The sequence below is a fragment of the Dyadobacter chenwenxiniae genome (assembly GCF_022869785.1).
Taxonomy (GTDB): domain Bacteria; phylum Bacteroidota; class Bacteroidia; order Cytophagales; family Spirosomataceae; genus Dyadobacter; species Dyadobacter chenwenxiniae.
On sequence record NZ_CP094997.1, the window covers coordinates 6915503 to 6937008 of the forward strand.

Sequence of the window (21506 nt, forward strand, 5' to 3'; positions counted from 1 at the left end):
CTAATTTAATCATTTGTCTTGTAAACGGGGAATTTTGTTAAATTTGAAGTTATCCCATAAAAAATATTGCAAAACCGATTATTTCTAAACTTAACCCATCATTGCTATGTGTCAAAACCACGGTGTCGCCTACATAAAGCCGGGCGAGGTTGAAATTCAGGAAATTGAGTATCCCAAACTGGCTTTGGGCGACAGGAAATGCGAGCATGGAGTGATTTTGAAAATTGTATCGACTAACATTTGCGGAAGCGACCAGCATATGGTCCGCGGACGGACAACAGCTCCTGCGGGATTGGTTTTAGGTCACGAAATCACCGGCATTGTGATTGAAGCGGGCAGGGACGTGGAATACATTAAGGTGGGCGACCTCGTTTCGGTTCCGTTCAACATTGCCTGTGGAAGGTGCCGCAATTGCAAAGTGGGGCAGACCGGAATTTGCCTGAATGTAAATCCAGCCCGCCCCGGCGCGGCTTACGGCTATGTGGATATGGGCGGCTGGGTAGGCGGCCAGGCCGAATATGTGATGGTTCCTTATGCCGATTTTAATCTGCTTAAATTCCCGGATAAGGATCAGGGAATGGCTTATATTAAGGATCTTACATTGCTTTCTGATATTTTTCCAACTGGGTTTCACGGTGCTGTCATGGCCGGAGTAGGGCCAGGTTCTATTGTATATGTGGCCGGTGCCGGGCCGGTGGGACTCGCTTGCGCAGCTTCCTGTCATTTGTTGGGGGCCGCGGTTGTAATTGTGGGTGATATGATCCGGGAAAGGCTGGATCAGGCGAAAAGCTTTGGTTGTGAGACCATTGACTTGACCCGAGACACACCACTCGAACAAGCCATAGCTGCCATTATTGGCGTTCCGGAAGTGGATTGCTTTGTGGATTGTGTGGGTTTTGAAGCCCGTGGGCACGGAGCCAATTCTGGAACTGAGCTTCCTGCAACTGTTTTGAACACCGCAATGGCCATTACACGCGCTGGCGGTGCCATTGGAATTCCTGGTTTATACGTAACGGGCGACCCTGGCGCGAAGGACAAGGCGGCCCAGGAGGGCAGTTTGAGCATTCGGATCGGGCTAGGCTGGGCCAAATCACATTCCTTTTATACAGGGCAATGTCCTGTGATGAAATACCATCGTTCGCTGATGAATGCCATTTTGTATGATAAGATCAAAATCGCGAAAGCGGTGAATGTGGAGGTGATCAGCTTGCAGGATGCACCGCGTGGCTATAAGGATTTTGATAAAGGTGCAGCCAAAAAATTCGTGATCGATCCGCATAATATGATCATGAATTAAGGATTTTTGAAAGATAACAAAAGGAGAAGTGCGGGTCCGTACTTCTCCTTTTCCATTATAAAATGCTAACTTCCTGTATGGAACAAGGTGATGTTAAAATATTAAAAAAGAAACCAATTTATCCCGTTAGTACCGAGCTGCGAAAATATCTGCGTTTTTACCAGCGCGACGCCAAGCTGCCGGTGGGCTATCACGATTTGCTTTATTTCTACGAGTCGTTTCCGGTTATGGACAAAAACGGGAGGGATACACTCTGGGAAAGTCCGCTTTATCCGCCGCATGAGATAGACAGGCTGCATAACGGTTTGAAAAAGGCCTACGCTATGCTAAAAGCGTCCGGTAACCTTCGTATTGTTGAACACAAATACATTGACCGCATTGACTATTGCAAATTTGGTAACTCTAACCCGTTCAGGATCAAGATTGTAAATCGTTTGAATGACATCTACGATTATTTTTATGTTAAAAGAGCGGACGCGTCCAGAATATATGGATTGGAACTGGAAGAGATTTTTTCACCTAATCAAGTCAACTACTTGGTAGATGGCGATAGTCTGATCGAAGAGCATATTGCAGGAATTCCGGGAGATGAATTTGCGAGAACGCGCCTGCGCGAGCCAGATTATAACCCTATCCGCATTGCAAAAGAATTTGTCAAATTCAACGAACGCTGTATGATTACGCTGCTCGGCGATATGCGCTCCTATAATTTTGTCATGCAGATAACGCCCGATTTTGACGATTTTCAGTTCCGTTTACGCGCAATTGACTTTGATCAGCAGTTTTACGAAGGTAATATTAAGGTTTACATGCCCCAGTTTTTCAAAGAGAACCGGCCCTATGTTGAGCTGGCAATGGAATATTTAACAGATAAAACGGTCCTACAATATCAACAGGAAGAGCAATCTTCGATCATGTATCAGGCAAGAAGTGAAAGGCACCGTTTAAAAGAATTGCGTGATGTTTCCATTGCAGATAACATATCAACGGTTGCTAACATCCACCAGCTGAGAGAAGGGTTAGCCAAACATTTTTCCGATACGCATTACTCCAAATGCGAGAGTATGACTGAGATTATTGAGCTCAATATCAAAAATATAATTCGGCAGGTGATCGCGTAGTTTGGTTTCTGTAAATAAAGTGACAACTTTAGTTGTATGTGGTCCATTTTTTGAAAATATTGTAACCAAGGATTACTTATTACTCCCGCCAATCACTTCTTCCTCTTTTATGAAAAAACCTTTACTGCTGATTTTTTTTGTAATAATAGCAAATTCATTTTCCGTCAAAGCAGCCTGCACCGTTGGCGATCTGATATCTCAGTGGGCTATTGATAATTTCTCCAAAAATTATCCGGGTTGTACGGAAGTAACCAACGGTTTTAACATTTCAGGTGTTAACATCACTAACCTTGACGGTCTGTTGGGAGTGACATCAATTGGCGGATTGACCATCTCCGATAATCCAAGGCTTACGGACCTTTCCGGACTATCAATGTTGAAAAGCTCTGGGGCTTTAAATATTGTGAATAATCCAATGCTCGCGGACTTGTCCGGACTATCACAGCTGGAAACTGTGGGCTATATAGATATCGAAAACAATTCGTCGCTGGTTAATCTATCTGGCCTTGGGAACTTAGTCAAGGTGGGAAATTTTCGCGTCGTTTTCAATGCTGCCTTAACTAGCGTGGCGGGTGCGGGCAAATTAACTGCTGTCGATGGTAACATGTCAATTGGTGGTAACCCTTTATTAGAAAATCTCTCAGGATTGGAAAATATTACCTCTGTAGGAGATGCTTTGATGATAAGTCTTAGTGATAAAATGAAAGATGTCTCTGGTCTAATCGGCTTGAAAGCACTTGGGGGGTTTTTGTATATTGGTAATAATCTTCTGCTTTCAGATTTGAGTGGCCTAGCCAATCTTTTAGAAATCAATGGTTACATTAAATTGGAAAATAACCCTGCTCTGACTGGTCTGGCGGGCCTGGACAATATCAGTAGTTCAGGAATATCATTTTTGCAAATTTTCAACTGCACTAATCTCTCAGTTTGCGGAGTGAAGAGCATTTGCACTTATTTGAATGGGCTGTCTAACAATCTGCCAGTACAGCTTGAGGGAAATGCGAGCGGTTGCCAAACCAAAGCGGAAATTCTCAATTCCAATGTTTGCCAAGAAATATTACCCGTGAATCTCATCAGCTTTTCAGGCAAAAGCACGCTCGAAGGGAATCAAATGACCTGGACAACGACCTGGGAACAGAACAATGCTGGATTTCACATTGAAAAAAGCGCAAATGCAATAAAATTTGATCAGATCGGATTTGTGGATGGTGCTGGCACCAGCAATCGTAGCAATACCTATTCTTTTACGGATGTTGCTCCTGAAAAAGTCACATACTACCGTCTCAAACAAGTGGACTTGGATAACTCGTCCTCGTATTCAAGAATTATAGTGGTAAAACGAACGGAGAATAAGCAACTTTCCAAAGAGATAACTGTTTATCCAAATCCCTCAACAGGGCAGCTTTTTGTGAAGGCCAGCAACGATAATCTTAGGTATAGCATTCAGACATTGAATGGGGAAACTATAAAAGAGGGTTCAGTAGTGAGCAACAAACCTATCGCAACGAGCAGCCTGCAAAATGGTCTTTATCTGATCAAGGTGGGTAAGGAAGTAATGAAGGTCGTTGTGAATAACTGACGCTTTGAAACAAATCCTTACCTTTGTGGAACCTGACGGGCAATTATAGCTGTTCAGGGTTTTCAACTTAAACAAAATCGGAAGGCATTCAACCTTCGCAGATTCCTCGAATGAGCAAACACGGACGCATTTTGGTCGCCATGAGTGGCGGCATCGACAGCTCGCTTGCAGCTGTTATGTTACACGAACAAGGTTATGAGGTCATTGGTATGACCATGAAAACCTGGGATTACGCCAGCAGCGGTGGCACCAAGAAAGAAACCGGCTGCTGCTCTCTTGACTCTATCAACGACGCCCGAAACATCGCGGTTGAATTGGGTTTCCCCCATTACATTCTGGACATACGCGCCGAATTCGGCGATTACGTGATCGACCACTTTACAGGTGAGTATCTCGAAGGCCGCACGCCTAATCCTTGTGTGTTATGTAACACTCACATTAAATGGGACGCGCTGTTAAAACGCGCTGACCGCCTGGATTGCGAATTTATCGCGACAGGACATTATGCCAATATGCAATTTCACGATGGCCGTCATTATGTTTCCAAAGGCATTGACAGCTGGAAAGATCAGAGTTACGTGCTTTGGGGTGTTTCGCAGGAAAGCCTGGCCCGCACAAAATTGCCATTGGGTTATCTGCATAAATCAGAAATTCGTGAAATGGCACGCGAAAGAGGTTTTATTGATCTGGTCAACAAATCAGAAAGCTATGAAATCTGTTTCGTGCCGGATAATGATTACAGAGGGTTCCTGAAAAGAAGGATTCCGGGTCTGGAAGCAGAGGTTGCTGGTGGAAACTTCGTTTTTGAAGACGGCACAATCGTCGGGAAACATGAAGGTTATCCGTTTTATACTGTGGGTCAGCGCAAGGGATTAGGCATTGCATTGGGTAAACCTGCATTTGTCACGGAAATCAGAAAAGATACAAATGAAGTCGTTCTGGGAGATCTGCCTGACCTTTTCAGGGATGGCATGTATGTCAGCAAACTGAATCTGCAAAAATACGCTTCCCTCGAAAAACCGCTCGAAACAGTCACAAAAGTGCGCTACAAACACGACGGAACGCCGGCAACCATTGAACAAATCGAGCCGGATAAAATCGTTGCTAAATTCCACGACGGCGTCAACGGCATCGCGCCAGGGCAGGCTGCAGTGTTTTATGAAGGGGATGATGTTGTTGGCGGCGGCTGGATTATGAAGAGTTTCCGGCAGTAACAGACTTTCCAAGTCTTCAAGACTTGGAAAGTCTAATCAAATTTTTGTCCGCTGCCTAACAGCCTCATAAAGCACAATCGAGCTAGCCACGGAAACATTCAACGACTCTACTTGCCCATTCAGTGGAATTCTTGCTCCTGAATCTGCCAGCTGAATAAATTCCTTTGAAATACCATCTTCCTCGGAACCCATAATGATCACTGTCGGGATCGAGAAATCAATTTCATACAATGACTTTTCTGTTTTTTCCGTACAGGCAATGATCTGTAAACCACTGTTGCGGAGATATTGTAGCGTTTCGTACAGATTTGGTTCGCGGCAAACGGGCAGGAAGTTTAACGCGCCGGATGACGTTTTCATGGCATCCGCGTTGATCTGTGCGCCGCCTTTTGTAGGGACAATAAGTGCTTGAACACCGGCACATTCTGCCGTTCTGGCAATCGCTCCGAAGTTTCTGACGTCAGTGATCCTGTCTAGAAGCAGCAACAATGGCGTCTTGCCTTCTTCATAAACCTGCGTAAGCACGTTGTGAAGGGGCATATACTGGATCGGGGAGACGAAAGCGATAACGCCTTGGTGATTTTTTCGGGTTACACGGTTGAGTTTTTCAACCGGCACGCGCTGAAAAGGAACGCCCAATTCCTTTGCAAGTTTCTCAATTTCAGCAAGTCCGAATTCTCTCTGAATGAATAATCGTTCTATTTCTTTTCCCGAACGAAGGGTTTCAAGTACAGACTGCGTACCAAAAACCATGTCGGCCTGGGACTGTCTTGGGGCGGGTTTTCTTACCGTATACTGCCGTTTCTCCATGCTTCTACAACTGGATACCAAATGGGCTGGTATTCCGCATAGCGAACCAGTTCATAATGATCATCCACAAATTGATTGTTTTTTCTATTAAATGTAAAATTGACGTTCTGCGCATTGCCGCGTTGATCATAGGTCCAAACTTCCCGATCCTTACTGCGTTGAACTTTATCCGGTGGGCCCAGGACGATGTAAATCATTCCTTTATCTGTTTTCCACCCTTCTTTATATGTAGTAAAAAGCTGATTTGCTTCCTCAACGCGGCCGTAAAATGAACGGATGGATTGTTGCGCCAGAGGAGCATTTCCATTCATTAATGTCAGCCAGTATTTGTCAAGCGCTTTTTTGTAATCTTCTGCTTTTTTAATCTCGTTAATTTCGTTGTTGGTGCTCATGTAAAGCAACGGTCCGAGCAGGTTTTGCGGGCGTGTCATCTTTGGAAAGCGCTCATTTACAACGAGTATGCCTAGACCCTCCGATTGTGTTGTGTCCGCGAAAATGTTGTACAAGCCTTCTTTTGTAAATGCAAGCTGCTGGTCCGAACTGATTGTGAATGAGCTGTCAACTTCAAGGGATTTGCTTACATTCTTAGGCGCAATGTTCATAGGCGATCCTGCCGCCTCGAAATCATGATTGTAATAAAACACGTGCAATTGCTCGCTTCCGCCAGTTGCTCTTTTTAAGGTAAATGGCTCATTAGTATTAATATAATGACGTTGCAATGGCTGGCTGCTGCTGGCAGTATAAACGCCATATGTTTGGTTAACGCCCTGCTTTTTAAATCTGATAGTGAGGTCATTGAGAACCTTTTTCAATGTTCCCGTCTGGCTTATTTCACTCAATAGAACGCCATATTCCTTATCCGGGCTCTTAATCTCGTACGAGATCACGATCTTTTGGCCAGCTTGGGAAACATTGGAAGAATCCAGTTTCACATTGCCATAGCCGAAGCGATCACGCGTTCCGTAATCCGAGTAAATGACGTAATTGAGGTTGTAAAGCTTGATAAAATCAGCAGGGGAAATCGGGTTTTTGCCTTTGAAAGCATCCACGTAAAGATAGATTTTGGTCTGCGTGGTGTCTTTCAGTAAATATTTACTTTGAATGGCAATGAGGGAAAGTTCTTCGTTAATTGGCGCGGATTGCTGTGTGGGGCGAACCTGGGCTTCCGGAATTTGCTTCATAGGCTTGTTGGATGACGCACATCCAGCTAGCACCAAGGCAGTTAAAACACAAATATAAAAGCTTAAAGTAGTTCTCATGTACATGTTTTCATCATTTGTCAAATAACGAACGAACAGGTAAAATTACCCAATAAAACGGTAAGAAAATTTTTATTCTGGTTTCTTGCTCGCACGGTTGGCATTTTTAATCTGATCTTCAAGGACATCCCACTGATCATCAGTGACTTCTTTCAGAAAATTGAACTGTCCGGCGGACAAAACTTCACCTCCATCCAGGGTTATCACCTCGCCCGTCATATAAGCTGAAAAATCGGACATCAGATAAGCCGCAAGATTGGCCAGTTCCTGGTGATCGCCCACACGCTCCAGGGGAATGCGGTTTTCGAAAGAGAATTTCTTGGCGAGTTCTTCGGGAAAAAGCCGCTCCCACGCTCCTTTTGTAGGAAATGGCCCTGGTGCAATGGCATTCAGCCTGATCCCGTGATCCGCCCACTCGAAAGCCAGCGATTTGGTCATGGCAAGCACGCCTGCTTTTGCCATAGCAGAAGGGACCACCCAGCCCGAACCTGTCCATGCATACGTTGTCGAAATGTTTAGAACCGTCCCCTTAATGTTATTTTCAATCCAATATTTACCCAAAGCGAGCGTGAAATAATAAGTCCCACGCAAAACAATGTCGACAACCACATCCACGGCTTTATAGGAAAGCCTTTCGGTAGGGCTGATAAAATTACCAGCAGAATTATTGACCAAGCCATTCACATTTCCGAATTTCTCAATCGCTTTTGCAATCACATTTTCGATTTGCTCCGGTTTACGTACGTCACATTCAATGGCTAAGACGCTTCCGCCAACGGTCTCTTCTAGCTCCTTTGCCGTTTTTTCAAGGACTTCAAGACGTCGGCTGCAAATCACAATGTTAGCGCCCAGTTTCAGGAAATAGCTGGCCATGGATTTTCCCAGTCCCGTGCCGCCCCCGGTAACAATGATCGTTTTATTTTTCAGCGCATCATCGCGCAACATTCCCTCCGTATGGATCATCAGAATTAGATTTTATGGATGCGGGTAAAGGTAAATTTTTATCTAAAATTGTTATATTTTGTTTTAAAATAATAAGCTTATGATGAACCAGGTGAAGGACATAATGAACCAGCTGGCGGAGCTCGGCAGCGAACAAACCCTGAAAACTTTCCGGAATCATGGCGGCGTCGAGCCTATGTATGGCGTGAAAATCGGTGATATGAAGCCGATATTGAAAAAACACAAAAACAACCACCAACTCGCACTGGAGCTTTACAAAACCGGCAATTCGGACGTTATGTATCTGGCTGGACTAATGTCAAATCCGTCGTTGCTGACACCGGAAGTACTGGACGAATGGGTTGAACGTGCGCCGTGGCATATGATCAGCGAGTACACCGTCGCGTGGAACGCTGCGGAGAGTCCATATGGCTTTGAAATGGCCCGGAAATGGATTGAATCTGATAAAGAACTGATTGCAGGCGCAGGTTGGTCGGCACTGGGTTGCTTAATGGCACTTACGCCGGATGAGCGGATTGATAAAGAAGAAGTTGATCAGCTCCTGGACCGCGTTGAGAACCAAATTCCGGATGCGCCGAATCGTGTCCGGTATGTAATGAATGGCTTTATAATTGCTGTCGGATCCTATTATAAGCCGTCGGCTGAGAAAGCATTAGAGATTGCAAACAGGGTCGGAAAAGTGAGTGTCAATGTGGGTAATACGGCCTGCAAAGTGCCCTATGCGCCCGACTATATTCGAAAAGTTTGGGATACGGGCAGGTTAGGGGCAAAAAGAAAAGAAGTGAGATGCTGAAATTACTGCTGTGCGAGCAGATAAAGCACTGCCATCCGCACGGCGACCCCGTTTTCAACCTGATTTAAAATAATAGAATGACTGGAATCGGCCGCATCGGAGGAAAGCTCAACTCCACGATTGATTGGGCCAGGGTGCATCAGGACAATTTCTTTATTCAAATCATCCAGCATCGCCTTATTAATGCCATAATAGAGTGAATATTCCCTTAATGACGGAAAATATTTGATCTGCTGACGTTCCAGCTGAATGCGGAGCACATTAGCGACGTCGCACCATTGTAATGCTTCCTTTACGTTGTGACTTATCTTGACGCCCAACTCGTCCAGATGCTTGGGAATCAATGTAGACGGGCCGCAAACCATAACTTCTGCTCCTAATTTTTGCAGACAAAAAATGTTGGAAAGCGCAACCCGTGAGTGGGTGATGTCGCCAATGATGGCCACTTTCTTTCCGGTAAGATCGCCCAGCTTCTCGCGCATCGAGAAAGCATCGAGCAATGCTTGCGTAGGATGCTCGTGCGTGCCGTCGCCCGCGTTCACAACATTGGCGGGAATGCGCGTAGACAAGTAATGTGGCGCTCCCGGGCTGCTATGACGCATCACGATCATATCCACTTTCATGGCGAGGATATTATTGACCGTATCCAGCAGCGTTTCACCCTTTTTTACCGAGCTTCCCGAGGCTGAAAAATTAACTACATCAGCAGAAAGACGCTTTTCGGCTAACTCAAAAGACAACCGTGTACGGGTCGAATTTTCGAAAAAAACGTTTGCTATGGTAATATCCCGGAGCGATGGGACTTTCTTGATGGGCCGGTTAATGACGTCCTTGAACTGCGTTGCCGTGTCTAAGATGGTATGAATGTCATTCTCGTTCAGGTTTTTAATTCCAAGTAAGTGCCGGACCGAAAGTTTTGTCATTGCTGGTATTCAAGAAAGTTTGGCAAAGATAATAAGGAAGCTGGCAACGCGAAAACGCATTTGGAAATTTCCCATCCCGATTTCTTCGTCACAGCTGACTATCTTTGGCACATTACCATGCTTTTTTCTGGTAAGCATAACGACTCAAAAATTTTGAATAGAATGGATAAGGCTGCATTGATAACTTATATAAAATCACTTTTGGAAGAGCGCATGATGGTGGCGTGGAATGCGATGGAAGCGGCGCAATCGTCGGCCAATGATCAGGGAAAGAGCTCAATGGGGGACAAATACGAGACTTCCCGCTCTATGGGGCAGCTGGACAGGAATATGCACGCCCGGCAATATGAGCAGGTGCGGCTGGAAAGATTGGTTTTAGAAAAAATACACGAAAATGAGGTTTCCTTACGCGCCGCAGTAGGCTCATTACTGGAAACGACGGCCGGCTGGTTCTTTATCGCTGTGAGCCTGGGAGCAGTAAAAATAGAAGAAGAGACCGTGATGGCAGTCTCTTCTTCGTCGCCTGTTGGCGGATCTTTGCTGGGAAAAGGCCCCGGCGACAAGTTTGATTTCATGAAACGACAACACGAAATTATCGCGCTGCATTAACCCATATTGTGGTAAACGCGCTGCACGTCGTCATCGTCCTCAATCTTTTCGATCAGTTTTTCAACCTCGGCGACTTCCTCGTCGCTTAACGTTTTGGTGTCATTGGGAATGCGTTCAAAATCTGCTTCAACGATTTCGTAGCCGTTTTCTTCCAGATAATGCTGCAAGGCGCCGAACGCAGTGAATTCGCCGTAAATGTTGATCAGGTTGGTTTCTTCATCCAGGAAAATCTCTTCACCGCCCACGTCGATCAATTCAAATTCGAACTCTTCGAGGTCTTTGTTGCCCGGATTTTTGATCTTGAAAATACATTTCCGGTCAAAGATGAAATCAAGCATGCCCATTGTGCCCAGGCTTCCACCTAGCTTGTTAAAATAGCTTCGCACATTGGCTACGGTCCGCGTTGGGTTGTCCGTAGTGCTTTCAACGAGGATTGCGACACCGTGCGGTCCGTATCCCTCATAAACCATTTCCTTATAATCCTCCTGATCTTTGGATGTGGCACGTTTTATAGCACGCTCAATGGTGTCCTTCGGCATATTGGCAGCCCTGGCATTTTGCAAAAGAACTCTCAGCCTTGCGTTTGTATTAGGATCGGCGGTTCCGCTTTTTACGGCAAGGACAATGTCTTTTCCAATCCTCGTGAAGGTTTTGGCCATTTTGTCCCAACGCTTGAACATCCGCGCTTTTCTATATTCATAAGCTCTTCCCATGCTTAGCTTTGTAAAATGTTATATTGTTAATTCGCTGCAAATTTATAAAAGACGATTTAAATCAGGTAAAAATATATTCTTTCAAGAACAACTGTTGTAAATGGATCTGAAATTAAACTGGAACTTCAAGACATTTGAAGCGCTCAGCAAGCAGGAGCTCTATGAAATTCTCAGGATACGGAATGAGGTTTTCGTGGTTGAGCAAAGATGCTGCTACCCCGATCTCGATGGCAAAGATCAAAAATCGCATCACTTATGCGGTTTCCGGGACGATAACTTGCTGGCCTATGCGCGCATTCTTCCTCCCGGCGTTTCTTACGAATTTGCTTCCATTGGCCGCATCGTTGTTTCCGGGCAGGGCAGGGGCATGGGCTACGGGATTGAGCTGTTAAATGAATCTATCAAAAAAGTGGAGGAGCTGTATGGGAAGACTATTATCAGGATCGGTGCGCAACTTTATTTGAAAAGATTTTATGGCTCCTTCGGCTTCGTACAATCCAGCGGAATTTACCTGGAAGATGACATCGAACACATCGAAATGACGCGTCAAATCACTGAGTATTAGAAGTGGAAGAACTTTGGGGAATGAATTCCCGGATTTGATGAATATTTAAACACTGCTTGGTTTACGCATTATTCAGATAGGTATAAATAAGTGGACTGGTCCGGCTTTTTGTAGTAAAAAATCTACATTTAGATAAAAAAACTTTGATATATTTTTGTCTGTTTGTGTTTGTTTCATAATTTGGCACAGAATTTTAGTTATTAGTATTCAGTCAAGCAAATTGTTGCCTGGGACTGACGCCCTGTCAGACACCCAATAACATTTTTGACGAACACTGATAGAGGAGGGTTTACGTGGAATGGCCTACTGTTATGCGGTAGGCCATTTTTTTTGTTTATTTGTGTCCGAAATCAGAACACACCACATCATTTCATGACCAAAGTTACCGAGTTCATTCGTCAGGCCGAAGGCAGAACACTTTTCTCAATAGAGATTATCCCACCATTAAAAGGGCAGAATATCAATGAGTTGCTCAATTCAATCGAGCCGTTGATGGAATTCAAGCCTCCGTTTGTTGACGTTACTTATCATAGGGAAGAATTAATTGACAGAGTGGGGCAGGACGGGCTGATCGAGCGCATTCCGGTTCGCAAAAGACCAGGCACTGTGGGCATTTGCGCGCGGTTAATGGAGCGTTTTCACGTGGATGCGGTCCCGCACATTATTTGCGGCGGCTTTACAAAAGATGAAACCGAAGATGTCCTGATCGATCTGCATTATCTCGGTATCGATAATGTGCTGGTTTTGCGCGGCGATGCTGAAAAATCTGCCGGTGTGTTCAAAGCCAAGCAAGGCGGACACTCGTATGCGTCGGAACTGGTGAAGCAGGTGCACGACATGAACCAGGGGAAATTGCTCAATGCGGAAACCGAAATGTGGCCAACAGATTTCTGCATCGGCGTAGCGGGTTATCCTGAAAAGCATTTCGACGCGGCAAGCTTTGACTCCGATTATGCGCACTTGCGCAAAAAAGTGGAACTGGGCGCTGATTACATAGTGACCCAGATGTTTTTTGATAACCAAAAGTATTTCCAGTTTGTGGAAAGATGCCGTGCAGAAGGAATTAACGTTCCGATCATTCCAGGCCTGAAACCTTTGGCTACCAAAAAACAATTAACTGTGCTTGCCGATATTTTCCACCTCGAATTTCCAAAGGAACTTGTCAGCGAAGTTGAAAAATGTGCAACAGATAAAGACGTGCGAAAAGTAGGGATTGAATGGGGGATTCAGCAATGCAAAGAATTAATGGCATATGGTGTACCCGTGCTCCATTTTTATACCATGGGAAAATCGGATAATGTTGCGCAAATCGCCAGAGCAATCTTCTGATTGAGCCGTTTCGTTTGATTATTCGTAGCACACTGCCGTTCCATTCGCGCTGACCATCAGCATCGAACTATTTCCGCCAATGGTTTCCAGGTCAATGTCAACGCCGATCACGGCGTTGGCGCCTAGTCTTTGGGCCTGATCCATCATTTCACGAATGGCAATGCTTTTGGCTTCCCGCAGGCCTTGCTCGTACGAGCCGGAACGACCGCCCACCACATCCCGGATACCAGCCAGAAAATCTTTGAAAAAATTGGCTCCTATGATGGCTTCTCCGTTTACCAAACCAATGTATTTTGTGATTTTTTTACCCTCAATATTCGGCGTAGTAGTAACAAGCATATTGCGTCAGGTTGGTTGAAGTGAAATTTATTGAGGCCAATTTAGCGGATTTCACTAAGGAGCCGCCCAAATTAATTGTTTAACGGCAAAGTTGTGCACGATGTTGGTAAATTTTAGTTACAGATTGCTAGCTTTGTTTTTTTGGCAAATCAGAAGTAAATTTTATTGTAATGGAACAAACAGTTGAGGCAGTAAATCATGTAATCCGTAACAGACGCAGTATTTTTCCGCCTAGTTATATTGAAAAAGACATTCCTGAGGAGATTTTGTTGACGATCCTTGAAAACGCCAACTATGCCCCGACCCATAAATTAACAGAGCCCTGGCGTTTCGTCGTTTACAAAGGCGAAAGCCTGAACAAACTTGCCGGATTCTTTACGGAAAGATATCGCACAGTAACGCCCCCTGAATCGTTTTCTCAGGCGAGATATGACGCAGCAGGCGAGAAAGTGCTTAAATCCAAGGTTGTAGTGCTGATCTGCGCCGAATTGCACCCTGACAAACTTCCGGAATGGGAAGAAACGGCTGCGGTGGCTTGCGCTGTGCAAAACATGTGGCTGACTGCAACGGCCTACGGAATCGGCTCATATTGGAGCAGTCCGGGCGTTCTGGACCTTTTGGCCAAATTCGCGGGCGTTCCCGAAAACCAGAAATGTCTCGGATTGTATTTCATGGGCTACCACGATGCACCGGAAGCGCCGGCCCGTCGCACACCCATGGAAAACAAGATCACCTGGGCGTAATGAAAAAAGACATCATTACCCTGCGCGCGCAATCCCTTACAAAGAGCTTTGGTGCAAAGCCGGTTCTGTCCAACATTGATTTACAGCTTAATGCAGGAGAATGGCTGGGCATATTAGGCGAAAGCGGGTCGGGTAAGAGCACCTTACTCCGCATTCTGGGCCGTTTTCAGGATGCGGAGCAAGGTAAGGTCTTTTTTAAAGAGCAAGAATTGAAACCTGTAAGCGGCGAGCTCATCCCCGGGCACGAATCCATCAAGCTCATCCACCAGGAATTTGAGCTTTTCCCTAACCAGACGGTTGAGGAGAACATAGCCTACTCCCTGCGGTTTTATGAGGCTGATTACAGGAAGGAAAAGGTGAATGAGCTGCTTTCTGTTACAGGTTTGGAATATGTCAAAAATCAGAAAGCCAAGCTTTTGTCGGGAGGCGAAAAACAGCGTACTGCTATCGCAAAAGCATTGGCGGAGCAACCCGACGTCCTGCTCCTCGACGAGCCATTTGCGCATTTGGACAACCACAATCGCCGGGTGCTGGCCAGTGCGATTGAAACCATGCGCAGGCAACAAAAGATGTCCTGCGTCTTCGTTACACATGAGGCAGCCGATGCATTAGCCTGGTCGGACCGGATTGCGGTGCTGCGGGAAGGGGAGATTATCCAGATAGGAACGCCGCAGGAGGTTTATAATCAGCCAGTCGACAGTTACGTTGCCGAGTTAACCGGCGACATTAACTGGCTCGCCGGCGCAGATAATTCGAAACAATTTTACATCCGTCCGGAGAAAATCGAGCCGACGAAGCATCCTGAAAAAAGCAGATGGCAAGGCAAAGTGGAGGCGATCCGGTTCCATGGAAACCACTGGGAAATCCGTTGTATCAATGCAAAAAAGGAAACATTATCCTTTTACAGAAACCGTATGGATATGCAAGTAGGGCAGTTGGTATATTTAACTTACGCTTCAAAAGACCTGAAACGCATCTTATAAGCTGAACCAGAAGGAAATCTTCACAGCAAACGGAGTAACATTCGGATTTTGGAGATAGGTAAGCCTGTGCACAAAATCCACGCGGCCAAATTTGAGAATGTTATCTATCCCGTAGCCAAGCTCGACGTAAGGCCTGTCTTTCAGTTTATTAAACACCTGGACTTCATTGCCTGACTCATCTTGTGTTGTGGACAATGCAAGATTCGCGTCGCTTACGCTTCCGTAAAACAGTTTTCCGGTTGCCAGCATCCGCAATTTGAGCTTTCTGATCGCGGGTATCCTGTTCAATAGAAAGCCTTCAAAGTTGTGTTCCATGCGCAGTGAAACATATCGGTCGCTCATGAATTCGAAATAACGCATGAGGTTGAACGCATTGTCAACATAAAAAAGCGACTCATTTCCAAGCGGCGTATACAGCAAGGGATAGGGCAATGTGGAGGGGATCAGACCGAATGTAACATTGTAATAAGTCCTGCCGATAACACCGAAGCGAAAGCTCTGTTTAATGTTGAAGGAGAATTTATTATAATTGAAATCTCCGCCCAGAAAATTCCTGACTCCCAATGTGTAACGCAATGTGAAAGCCGGGGAATTTCCGTTACCCATGCTGATGCGCTCATTATCATTTTGTAAAAACGTTTCTTTATTGGCAAGCCGCGTTTCGAGATTTATTTCGGTAATATCAAATGTGCTTTTCACCGGAGATTCGATGCCAGCCTCAGGATTGGTCCGGTAAGTAAATGGAAATAATGGCCTGAAATCGCGGTGGCGTATCTGAATGCTTCCCGTTAAGCCTTTGACCAGTTCCCTTTTGAAATAAGCTGAAATATCTTCCTGCCAGTATGCCCTGCGAAATGTTCCGAATCTGGAAAAAGCACCAAATAGTGTATTCGGGCCTATTGTTTCAGCGGAAAGGCCGAGCCGTTCCAGATCTTTGGAATAAGAAATGCCACCAACGGTCCAGGGTTTCCGGTCAAAAATATAGTCCATTCCGGCGCCGTATTTGAATTCTTTATCCTTGGTTCCAAAAGCCCCGTAACCATTGAAAATCCATTTTCTGCTGAAACCGGGATCGGTTTTAAAGCCCAGCCGGACGCGGTGGCCTTCAATGTTGTTGTTGGCATATAAAAACAGGTAAGGACCAATGTCAATGTTCCATTTGTCGATACGCTTGTATCCGTTTACGAAAATGTTCAGTATCTCGGTGTACGTTTTCACAACAGGCAGGACTTTCAGCGAGTCAACCAGTTGAAATGAAAGCAATTCTGCGGAACTCAATGCTTCCGGGCGACTCTTTTGCCAGAAAGTGGAATCGTGCTGCATATAATCCTCTTTCAGCTCGATGGCGGTGTCATAAAACTTGGGATCGTGTGGGTTATTGATCTTGTATTTTGAATTAGCTGAATAAAATTTCAGCAACATGCCAGCTGTCTGCTTCGTCGGCTCATCCACGTCGATCAGCACGCGCGTTTTAGAGGTTACCCATTCATTTTGTTCTTCAAAGAACTCATACGACTGCTGAATTTTTATCTTCTCAATAAAATTCAAATTTGCTCGCTTGCCCACGCTTGCATCCATTTGCGTCAATGCATACGTGTCGCCGTCCACCCAAAATGATCCTGTGAAAGCAAGATCCTGTTCGTGTTTGGGTTCAAAATCAATCTGGTAATCGTATTTGTCGCCGTTTTTTACACTGTCCGACAGATAATATTCATAGTAAACTTTCCAGCTGTCGGCGATCGGGGAAACGAAGTCTTTGTCTAAGATATTCAGCCAGTTATTGTAAAAATTGTATTGCTGAAATGACGATCCGATCACCTGCGAAACAAGGCTTCCGTCCGTCAAACCCACACCGGAAACTTTGGTTTTATTAATAATCTCCTTCTTTTTCTTCGGATTCCGCCGATAATAAACGTCTGATACTGATTCGGATATGAAAATAGGAATAATCGTTTCGCCATTTTCGCCTTTCACCTCATCATATTTATCGACAATGTGCGTCATTTTTTTGACAGACTTCCTGTTCCTGAATTTCTCGGAAAGGTTGTCAATGTCAATCTGGATCTTGTTGTAGCTTTCATATTCGTAAGCATCCAGTTCTTCCGTGTTGTTATTATTTTTCCCCGCTACAATCTTACGCATGATGGCATAAGCCGGATTTTCCCCGGCAAAAATCCGTACTTCTCTCAGTTGCAGCGTTCCCGGGGAGAGTTGTATATCAATGGTTTGCTCGGTCAGATCAGGTTTGATCGGTTTGCTTTTGCTATCATAACCGACATAAGTAACTACGAGCGAATCCGCAGGTGGCGTGAAAGTGATTTGGTAAAAGCCATCAAAATTGGTTGTAGCGCCTGCCAGCGAAGCTTTTATGCCCACATTAGCGAAAGGAATGGCGTCGCCCGTTGTTGCGTCGGTTATCCTTCCTTTGATAGTATAAGTGGTCTGTGAAAAGGACTTGGTAGTACAAATAAATGCAAGTAGGAGCAGACAAAGTAATGTCTTTTTCAAGCTATATGTCTGAACCGGGGTGTGTGCCGAATCATTTCCCTCATTCCAATTTCTCATTTTTTTCTTATCTCATTGTTTGAGGTAACATCTGCCGCAGGACGCAATACGTGAACGTCCAGAACAGCCTTCGGTCTTGCCAGGTATTCCCGCACCAATGTACGCAGTGAATATCCGTCCGGCACATCCTGCGCTGCAAATGAAATCGCATTAATGCCTTCATTATGAGCTATATATAGTGCCCTTGCATTGTGGAAATTCTGTGAAATGATCGTGAAGTTGTCCTGATTAAAAACCTCTTTGCAACGAATGATCGAATCGAATGTCCTGAACCCGGCATAATCCAGCGTCATGACGTTCTCGGGTATTCCCAGATTCAGTAACGCTCTTTGCATGTCAAGCGGTTCATTGTAATATTGGGAGTCATTATTTCCGCTTAAAATAATGTATTTTATTTTTCCTTCCTTGAATAGCCGAGCCGTAGCCTCCATTCTATATTTAAAAAACAAGTTTTCCTTTCCCTTTTCCGATTTCTTGCTTGTCCCTAAAACCAACGCTACATCATTGGAAGGCAGATTTTCAATCGAAAAGAAATTGTATTGCCTTGTACAATACACCACCCAGAGGTTACAAAGCAAGATAAAAACCATGCACGCAAATAATAAGAGTAATATGGTTTTTATCAATGTCTTCACCAGTATACTTGAAGTTGTCTTCCTAATGTACCAACTCTTTGCAAGATTCCGGTCTTCTGTACGCGATGTTGTACTTCTAAACCGTACGCAGTTAGCAGCGTTTTTTGTTGCTGATTTTCGTTTTTTATTTCTCCGGATGCATCATTTAAAAAAGACCCAGCTGGTTTTTCTGATCTTTCCCCTTTTTTGGTTCTTTCTTTACTTTTGCTTCTGGTTTGGAATCATCGTCAGTTGTTTCCGGCGTAGCGGTTTCGGACAGGCTGTTCGCTTTTTGGTCGCTTTCGCCTGTATCCCCGGACTGAGGTCCGGAGTTAGGTGATGGGTCGTCCTTTGGACTCTTTTGTTGCGTGTTGGATTCGTTTGCGGGGTCTTCGTTTTCTTCTGCTTCCACGTCTGCAACCTCTCCATCCACTGCGTCTCCGTCCGCAACTTCCCCATCCCCAACTTCTCCATCAGCAACTTCTGCCGATGTTATAACTTCTTCTTCGGGTTCCGGCAGCGGTTCCAGCCAGCGTACATCTTTAAATTTATCGTTAGGCAGCTTGTTTCCCATTGCCCGCCAGCCGCGCACATCGACCATTTCTTCAATCAGATATTCCTCCTTCGACTGTTCTTTTGTTGCGGTTTTGGGCAATGTTATTTCCAGTCTTGGGTGCTTATCGGTGCTGGCTAGCAGTAACTTACTATTTTTGGCATCACTAATGAATAGGAATTTTTTGTCCCGTGTGGAGGTTTCAATGTTGAAACGTTTGATGAAATGGTTTTTCTGTCCACCGTCGAAATAGAGCGCCGTTATAGCCATTTTGGGATCAAACTTTTTGACCAGCAACACTTCATTTGAAACATAATGGTTGGTCAGATCAAAATTTGTGAGCTCGTAAGAACCTTCTTTGTAGATGACCAAAATGCTGTCAGAAGGGCCGAAGTTGCCCAGATATTCACCTCGTTCATCCCGGTTAAGGCGCCCGATGATCGGGTCAAACCACATATCCACGCCGCCTAATGTTGAGCGACCGGCTTGTTTCAATGTTATTTTCCTGATCGGATATTTAGTCAGAATGTTACCCATCGCGCTGCGGTTCTTGATCAGCAGATCGGCGAAATTGAAGTCGAACTGCTTCACTTTTGCCTTGCTTTGCGCCGAAAGGCTTACTGCAATGATCTCAGCTTCACCATTTTCATTTGCCGTAAAATAGGTGATTTTGGATTTGGGCGTTCCTTGGGTGAGGTCATACTCACGATCGCGGGTTACGGCGGTTATCTGGCATCTTTTAATGTAAGAAACGCCCGTTTTCCCGTCCACATAAACGACGTTATAGACCATGCGTTCATCGTTTTTGACAAAAACCGCACAGTGAATAATGTCTTTTCCAACAAAAACTTTTTCCTGAATCTTGGTAACCAGACATCTTCCGTCTGCTTTGAAAACAATGATGTCGTCAATGTCAGAGCAATCGGTTACGAATTCATCCTTTTTGAGTCCGTAACCAATAAATCCTTCTGCACGGTTTACATACAGTTTCTGGTTATTGGCCGCAACAATATTCGCTGAGATCTGATTGAATGCGCGTATCTCCGTTTTGCGTCCACGTCCTTTGCCGTATTTTTTTAGCAAATCTTTATAATACTCAATGGCAAAGCGTGTGATATGCACGAGGTTATCTTCGGTTTCGGCCAATTCTTCCTCCCATTTTTTCATCAATTCGTCCGCCTTGTAACCATCGTATTTTGAAATACGCTTGATCTTGATCTCAGTCAGCTCAACAATGTCGTCGTCCGTAATTTCGCGGTAGAATTGCGGCTTGTAAGGTTCAAGTCCTTTGTCAATAGTCCTGATAACGGCTTCGAAAGTTTCGCATTCCTCAATATCACGGTAAATGCGGTTTTCGATAAATATTTTTTCCAGGGAACCGTAAAGGATCTTTTCCAGCAAAGCCAAGCGCTTGATTTCCAGCTCGCGTTGCAGTAAATGAACCGTTTGGCCCGTGTTGTATTTTAAAATCTCTGTTACACCAACAAAATGCGGCTTGTCGGCGATAATGATGCATGCATTGGGGGAAATGGAAACTTCACATTCTGTAAATGCGTAAAGCGCATCCATGGTAATGTCAGGCGAAACGCCAGGCGCCAGATGCACCTGGATCTCAACTTCCGCAGCCGTATTATCAACCACTTTCCGGATCTTGATTTTACCCGTATCATTGGCCTTAATGATCGAATCAATGATGGAAGTCGTCGTGGTCCCGAACGGAATGTCGCGGATGACGAGCATTTTCTTATCCTCTTCCTCGATCCGCGCACGAACTCTTACTTTTCCGCCGCGGTGGCCATCGCTATAATTGGAAATATCAATTTGCCCGCCGGTAAGGAAGTCGGGGAAAATGGTGACTTCTTTGCCTTGAAGAATGCTGATGGAAGCTTCGATCAGCTCGCAGAAATTGTGCGGGAGAATTTTCGTAGATAATCCCACGGCAATTCCTTCCACGCCAAGTGAAAGCAGCAGCGGGAATTTTACGGGCAATGTTACCGGCTCGCGTTTCCGTCCGTCATAGGACAGCTGCCATTCGGTGGTGTCGTCATTAAAAACAATTTCTTTGGCAAAGCGCGACAAACGGACTTCTATATAACGCGCAGCCGCAGCGCCGTCGCCCGTGCGGATGTCGCCCCAGTTTCCCTGGGTGTCGAATAGCAATTCTTTCTGACCAATGTTTACAATGGCGTCGTAAATGGAGGCATCCCCGTGTGGGTGATATTGCATGGATGAGCCCACGACATTGGCTACCTTATTGAAACGGCCGTCGTCCATCTCGTTCAAAGCATGCATAATGCGCCTTTGAACAGGTTTTAGGCCATCTTCAACGGCTGGAACCGCGCGTTCCAGAATTACATAAGATGCGTAATCAAGAAACCAACTTTCATATAGTCCCGAAATGGGCAGTTTATCGTGCAATCCGCTATCTTCTACGTCAGGCGTAGCTCCGTTTTCGTCCATAAATGAAGGAGGAACCAGGTTTTAAGTACTCAGTAAATTTTTGTAAGGCCACTATTTCCAGCCGGATTGTGATA

Annotated in this window: 19 protein-coding genes; 10 read left to right on the plus strand and 9 right to left on the minus strand. The window is 45.1% G+C overall.

Features of this window, described 5'->3' with window-relative positions; genetic code table 11:
- Positions 1–106: 106 nt before the first annotated feature.
- The 4 genes from fdhA (at position 107) to mnmA (ending at position 5211) form a co-directional block, all read left to right on the plus strand.
- Positions 107–1297: a formaldehyde dehydrogenase, glutathione-independent gene (gene fdhA, locus MUK70_RS29675; RefSeq protein ID WP_234603664.1), complete on the plus strand. Its 1191-nt coding sequence runs from the start codon at positions 107–109 to the stop codon at positions 1295–1297.
- 77 nt (positions 1298–1374) lie between these two features.
- Complete coding sequence (locus MUK70_RS29680) at positions 1375–2418, plus strand: hypothetical protein (RefSeq protein ID WP_244784577.1); 1044 nt, start codon at positions 1375–1377, stop codon at positions 2416–2418.
- Positions 2419–2437: 19 nt separating this feature from the next.
- Positions 2438–3997 (plus strand): T9SS type A sorting domain-containing protein, encoded by a 1560-nt coding sequence (locus MUK70_RS29685; RefSeq protein WP_244784579.1) that lies wholly within the window; start codon positions 2438–2440, stop codon positions 3995–3997.
- Positions 3998–4107: 110 nt separating this feature from the next.
- Positions 4108–5211, plus strand: a complete 1104-nt coding sequence (gene mnmA / locus MUK70_RS29690; protein ID WP_234603661.1) for a tRNA 2-thiouridine(34) synthase MnmA — start codon at positions 4108–4110, stop codon at positions 5209–5211.
- A 36-nt stretch (positions 5212–5247) separates the two neighbouring features.
- Here the strand turns inward: mnmA and rlmB are convergent, their stop codons facing one another.
- From rlmB to MUK70_RS29705, 3 genes are all read right to left on the minus strand, one after another.
- A complete protein-coding gene (gene rlmB / locus MUK70_RS29695) occupies positions 5248–6021 on the minus strand; it encodes a 23S rRNA (guanosine(2251)-2'-O)-methyltransferase RlmB (RefSeq protein WP_234603659.1) in 774 nt (257 codons plus the stop codon).
- On the minus strand, positions 5997–7202 hold the full coding sequence (locus tag MUK70_RS29700) for a GWxTD domain-containing protein (RefSeq protein ID WP_234658029.1): 1206 nt from the start codon (positions 7200–7202) through the stop codon (positions 5997–5999). The genes rlmB and MUK70_RS29700 overlap by 25 nt, the downstream gene beginning before the upstream one ends.
- Positions 7203–7352: 150 nt before the next feature.
- Complete coding sequence (locus MUK70_RS29705) at positions 7353–8243, minus strand: SDR family oxidoreductase (protein WP_234658030.1); 891 nt, start codon at positions 8241–8243, stop codon at positions 7353–7355.
- A 79-nt stretch (positions 8244–8322) separates the two neighbouring features.
- On the opposite strand from MUK70_RS29705, the gene MUK70_RS29710 reads away from it, so the two are divergent.
- Positions 8323–9036 (plus strand): DNA alkylation repair protein, encoded by a 714-nt coding sequence (locus tag MUK70_RS29710; protein ID WP_234658031.1) that lies wholly within the window; start codon positions 8323–8325, stop codon positions 9034–9036.
- Between the two features lie 2 nt (positions 9037–9038).
- On the opposite strand, the gene MUK70_RS29715 is transcribed toward MUK70_RS29710, so the two are convergent.
- Positions 9039–9959 (minus strand): aspartate carbamoyltransferase catalytic subunit, encoded by a 921-nt coding sequence (locus MUK70_RS29715; RefSeq protein ID WP_234603655.1) that lies wholly within the window; start codon positions 9957–9959, stop codon positions 9039–9041.
- Here MUK70_RS29715 and MUK70_RS29720 point away from each other — a divergent pair.
- On the plus strand, positions 9936–10568 hold the full coding sequence (locus tag MUK70_RS29720; protein WP_234658032.1) for a transcription elongation factor: 633 nt from the start codon (positions 9936–9938) through the stop codon (positions 10566–10568). The two genes, MUK70_RS29715 and MUK70_RS29720, sit on opposite strands and share 24 nt — an antisense overlap.
- Here the strand turns inward: MUK70_RS29720 and MUK70_RS29725 are convergent.
- Complete coding sequence (locus MUK70_RS29725; protein WP_234603653.1) at positions 10565–11281, minus strand: YebC/PmpR family DNA-binding transcriptional regulator; 717 nt, start codon at positions 11279–11281, stop codon at positions 10565–10567. The two genes, MUK70_RS29720 and MUK70_RS29725, sit on opposite strands and share 4 nt — an antisense overlap.
- A gap of 100 nt (positions 11282–11381) precedes the next feature.
- Here MUK70_RS29725 and MUK70_RS29730 point away from each other — a divergent pair, with 100 nt between their 5' ends.
- Both MUK70_RS29730 and metF read left to right on the plus strand, forming a co-directional pair.
- On the plus strand, positions 11382–11846 hold the full coding sequence (locus MUK70_RS29730) for a GNAT family N-acetyltransferase (protein ID WP_234603651.1): 465 nt from the start codon (positions 11382–11384) through the stop codon (positions 11844–11846).
- Between the two features lie 372 nt (positions 11847–12218).
- Complete coding sequence (gene metF / locus MUK70_RS29735; protein ID WP_234603649.1) at positions 12219–13175, plus strand: methylenetetrahydrofolate reductase [NAD(P)H]; 957 nt, start codon at positions 12219–12221, stop codon at positions 13173–13175.
- An 18-nt stretch (positions 13176–13193) separates the two neighbouring features.
- Here the strand turns inward: metF and MUK70_RS29740 are convergent, their stop codons facing one another.
- Positions 13194–13514 (minus strand): heavy metal-binding domain-containing protein, encoded by a 321-nt coding sequence (locus MUK70_RS29740; protein WP_082215562.1) that lies wholly within the window; start codon positions 13512–13514, stop codon positions 13194–13196.
- A 170-nt stretch (positions 13515–13684) separates the two neighbouring features.
- Between MUK70_RS29740 and MUK70_RS29745 the strand changes: the two genes are divergently transcribed.
- Together MUK70_RS29745 and MUK70_RS29750 are read left to right on the plus strand one after the other, a co-directional pair.
- A complete protein-coding gene (locus tag MUK70_RS29745; RefSeq protein ID WP_234603647.1) occupies positions 13685–14257 on the plus strand; it encodes a nitroreductase family protein in 573 nt (190 codons plus the stop codon).
- Positions 14257–15240: an ABC transporter ATP-binding protein gene (locus MUK70_RS29750; protein WP_234658033.1), complete on the plus strand. Its 984-nt coding sequence runs from the start codon at positions 14257–14259 to the stop codon at positions 15238–15240. Before MUK70_RS29745 ends, MUK70_RS29750 begins: the two co-directional genes overlap by 1 nt.
- Here the strand turns inward: MUK70_RS29750 and MUK70_RS29755 are convergent.
- The 3 genes from MUK70_RS29755 to MUK70_RS29765 form a co-directional block, all read right to left on the minus strand.
- Positions 15235–17805, minus strand: coding sequence for a DUF5686 and carboxypeptidase-like regulatory domain-containing protein (locus tag MUK70_RS29755; protein WP_234658034.1), 2571 nt, complete (start codon positions 17803–17805; stop codon positions 15235–15237). The genes MUK70_RS29750 and MUK70_RS29755 overlap by 6 nt on opposite strands.
- Positions 17802–18395, minus strand: a complete 594-nt coding sequence (locus MUK70_RS29760; protein ID WP_310590025.1) for a SanA/YdcF family protein — start codon at positions 18393–18395, stop codon at positions 17802–17804. Before MUK70_RS29760 ends, MUK70_RS29755 begins: the two co-directional genes overlap by 4 nt.
- A gap of 190 nt (positions 18396–18585) precedes the next feature.
- Positions 18586–21432, minus strand: coding sequence for a DNA gyrase/topoisomerase IV subunit A (locus tag MUK70_RS29765; protein WP_234658035.1), 2847 nt, complete (start codon positions 21430–21432; stop codon positions 18586–18588).
- Positions 21433–21506: the final 74 nt, after the last annotated feature.

What these genes read in the sequence shown, in the direction of transcription:
- fdhA (WP_234603664.1), top strand. Translation starts at nt 107, where the DNA reads ATGTGTCAAAACCACGGTGTCGCCTACATAAAGCCGGGCGAGGTTGAA.
- MUK70_RS29680 (WP_244784577.1), top strand. Translation starts at nt 1,375, where the DNA reads ATGGAACAAGGTGATGTTAAAATATTAAAAAAGAAACCAATTTATCCC.
- mnmA (WP_234603661.1), top strand. Translation starts at nt 4,108, where the DNA reads ATGAGCAAACACGGACGCATTTTGGTCGCCATGAGTGGCGGCATCGAC.
- rlmB (WP_234603659.1), bottom strand. Translation starts at nt 6,021, where the DNA reads ATGGAGAAACGGCAGTATACGGTAAGAAAACCCGCCCCAAGACAGTCC.
- MUK70_RS29700 (WP_234658029.1), bottom strand. Translation starts at nt 7,202, where the DNA reads ATGAAGCAAATTCCGGAAGCCCAGGTTCGCCCCACACAGCAATCCGCG.
- MUK70_RS29705 (WP_234658030.1), bottom strand. Translation starts at nt 8,243, where the DNA reads ATGATCCATACGGAGGGAATGTTGCGCGATGATGCGCTGAAAAATAAA.
- MUK70_RS29710 (WP_234658031.1), top strand. Translation starts at nt 8,323, where the DNA reads ATGATGAACCAGGTGAAGGACATAATGAACCAGCTGGCGGAGCTCGGC.
- MUK70_RS29715 (WP_234603655.1), bottom strand. Translation starts at nt 9,959, where the DNA reads ATGACAAAACTTTCGGTCCGGCACTTACTTGGAATTAAAAACCTGAAC.
- MUK70_RS29725 (WP_234603653.1), bottom strand. Translation starts at nt 11,281, where the DNA reads ATGGGAAGAGCTTATGAATATAGAAAAGCGCGGATGTTCAAGCGTTGG.
- MUK70_RS29730 (WP_234603651.1), top strand. Translation starts at nt 11,382, where the DNA reads ATGGATCTGAAATTAAACTGGAACTTCAAGACATTTGAAGCGCTCAGC.
- metF (WP_234603649.1), top strand. Translation starts at nt 12,219, where the DNA reads ATGACCAAAGTTACCGAGTTCATTCGTCAGGCCGAAGGCAGAACACTT.
- MUK70_RS29740 (WP_082215562.1), bottom strand. Translation starts at nt 13,514, where the DNA reads ATGCTTGTTACTACTACGCCGAATATTGAGGGTAAAAAAATCACAAAA.
- MUK70_RS29745 (WP_234603647.1), top strand. Translation starts at nt 13,685, where the DNA reads ATGGAACAAACAGTTGAGGCAGTAAATCATGTAATCCGTAACAGACGC.
- MUK70_RS29750 (WP_234658033.1), top strand. Translation starts at nt 14,257, where the DNA reads ATGAAAAAAGACATCATTACCCTGCGCGCGCAATCCCTTACAAAGAGC.
- MUK70_RS29755 (WP_234658034.1), bottom strand. Translation starts at nt 17,805, where the DNA reads ATGAGAAATTGGAATGAGGGAAATGATTCGGCACACACCCCGGTTCAG.
- MUK70_RS29760 (WP_310590025.1), bottom strand. Translation starts at nt 18,395, where the DNA reads ATGGTTTTTATCTTGCTTTGTAACCTCTGGGTGGTGTATTGTACAAGG.
- MUK70_RS29765 (WP_234658035.1), bottom strand. Translation starts at nt 21,432, where the DNA reads ATGGACGAAAACGGAGCTACGCCTGACGTAGAAGATAGCGGATTGCAC.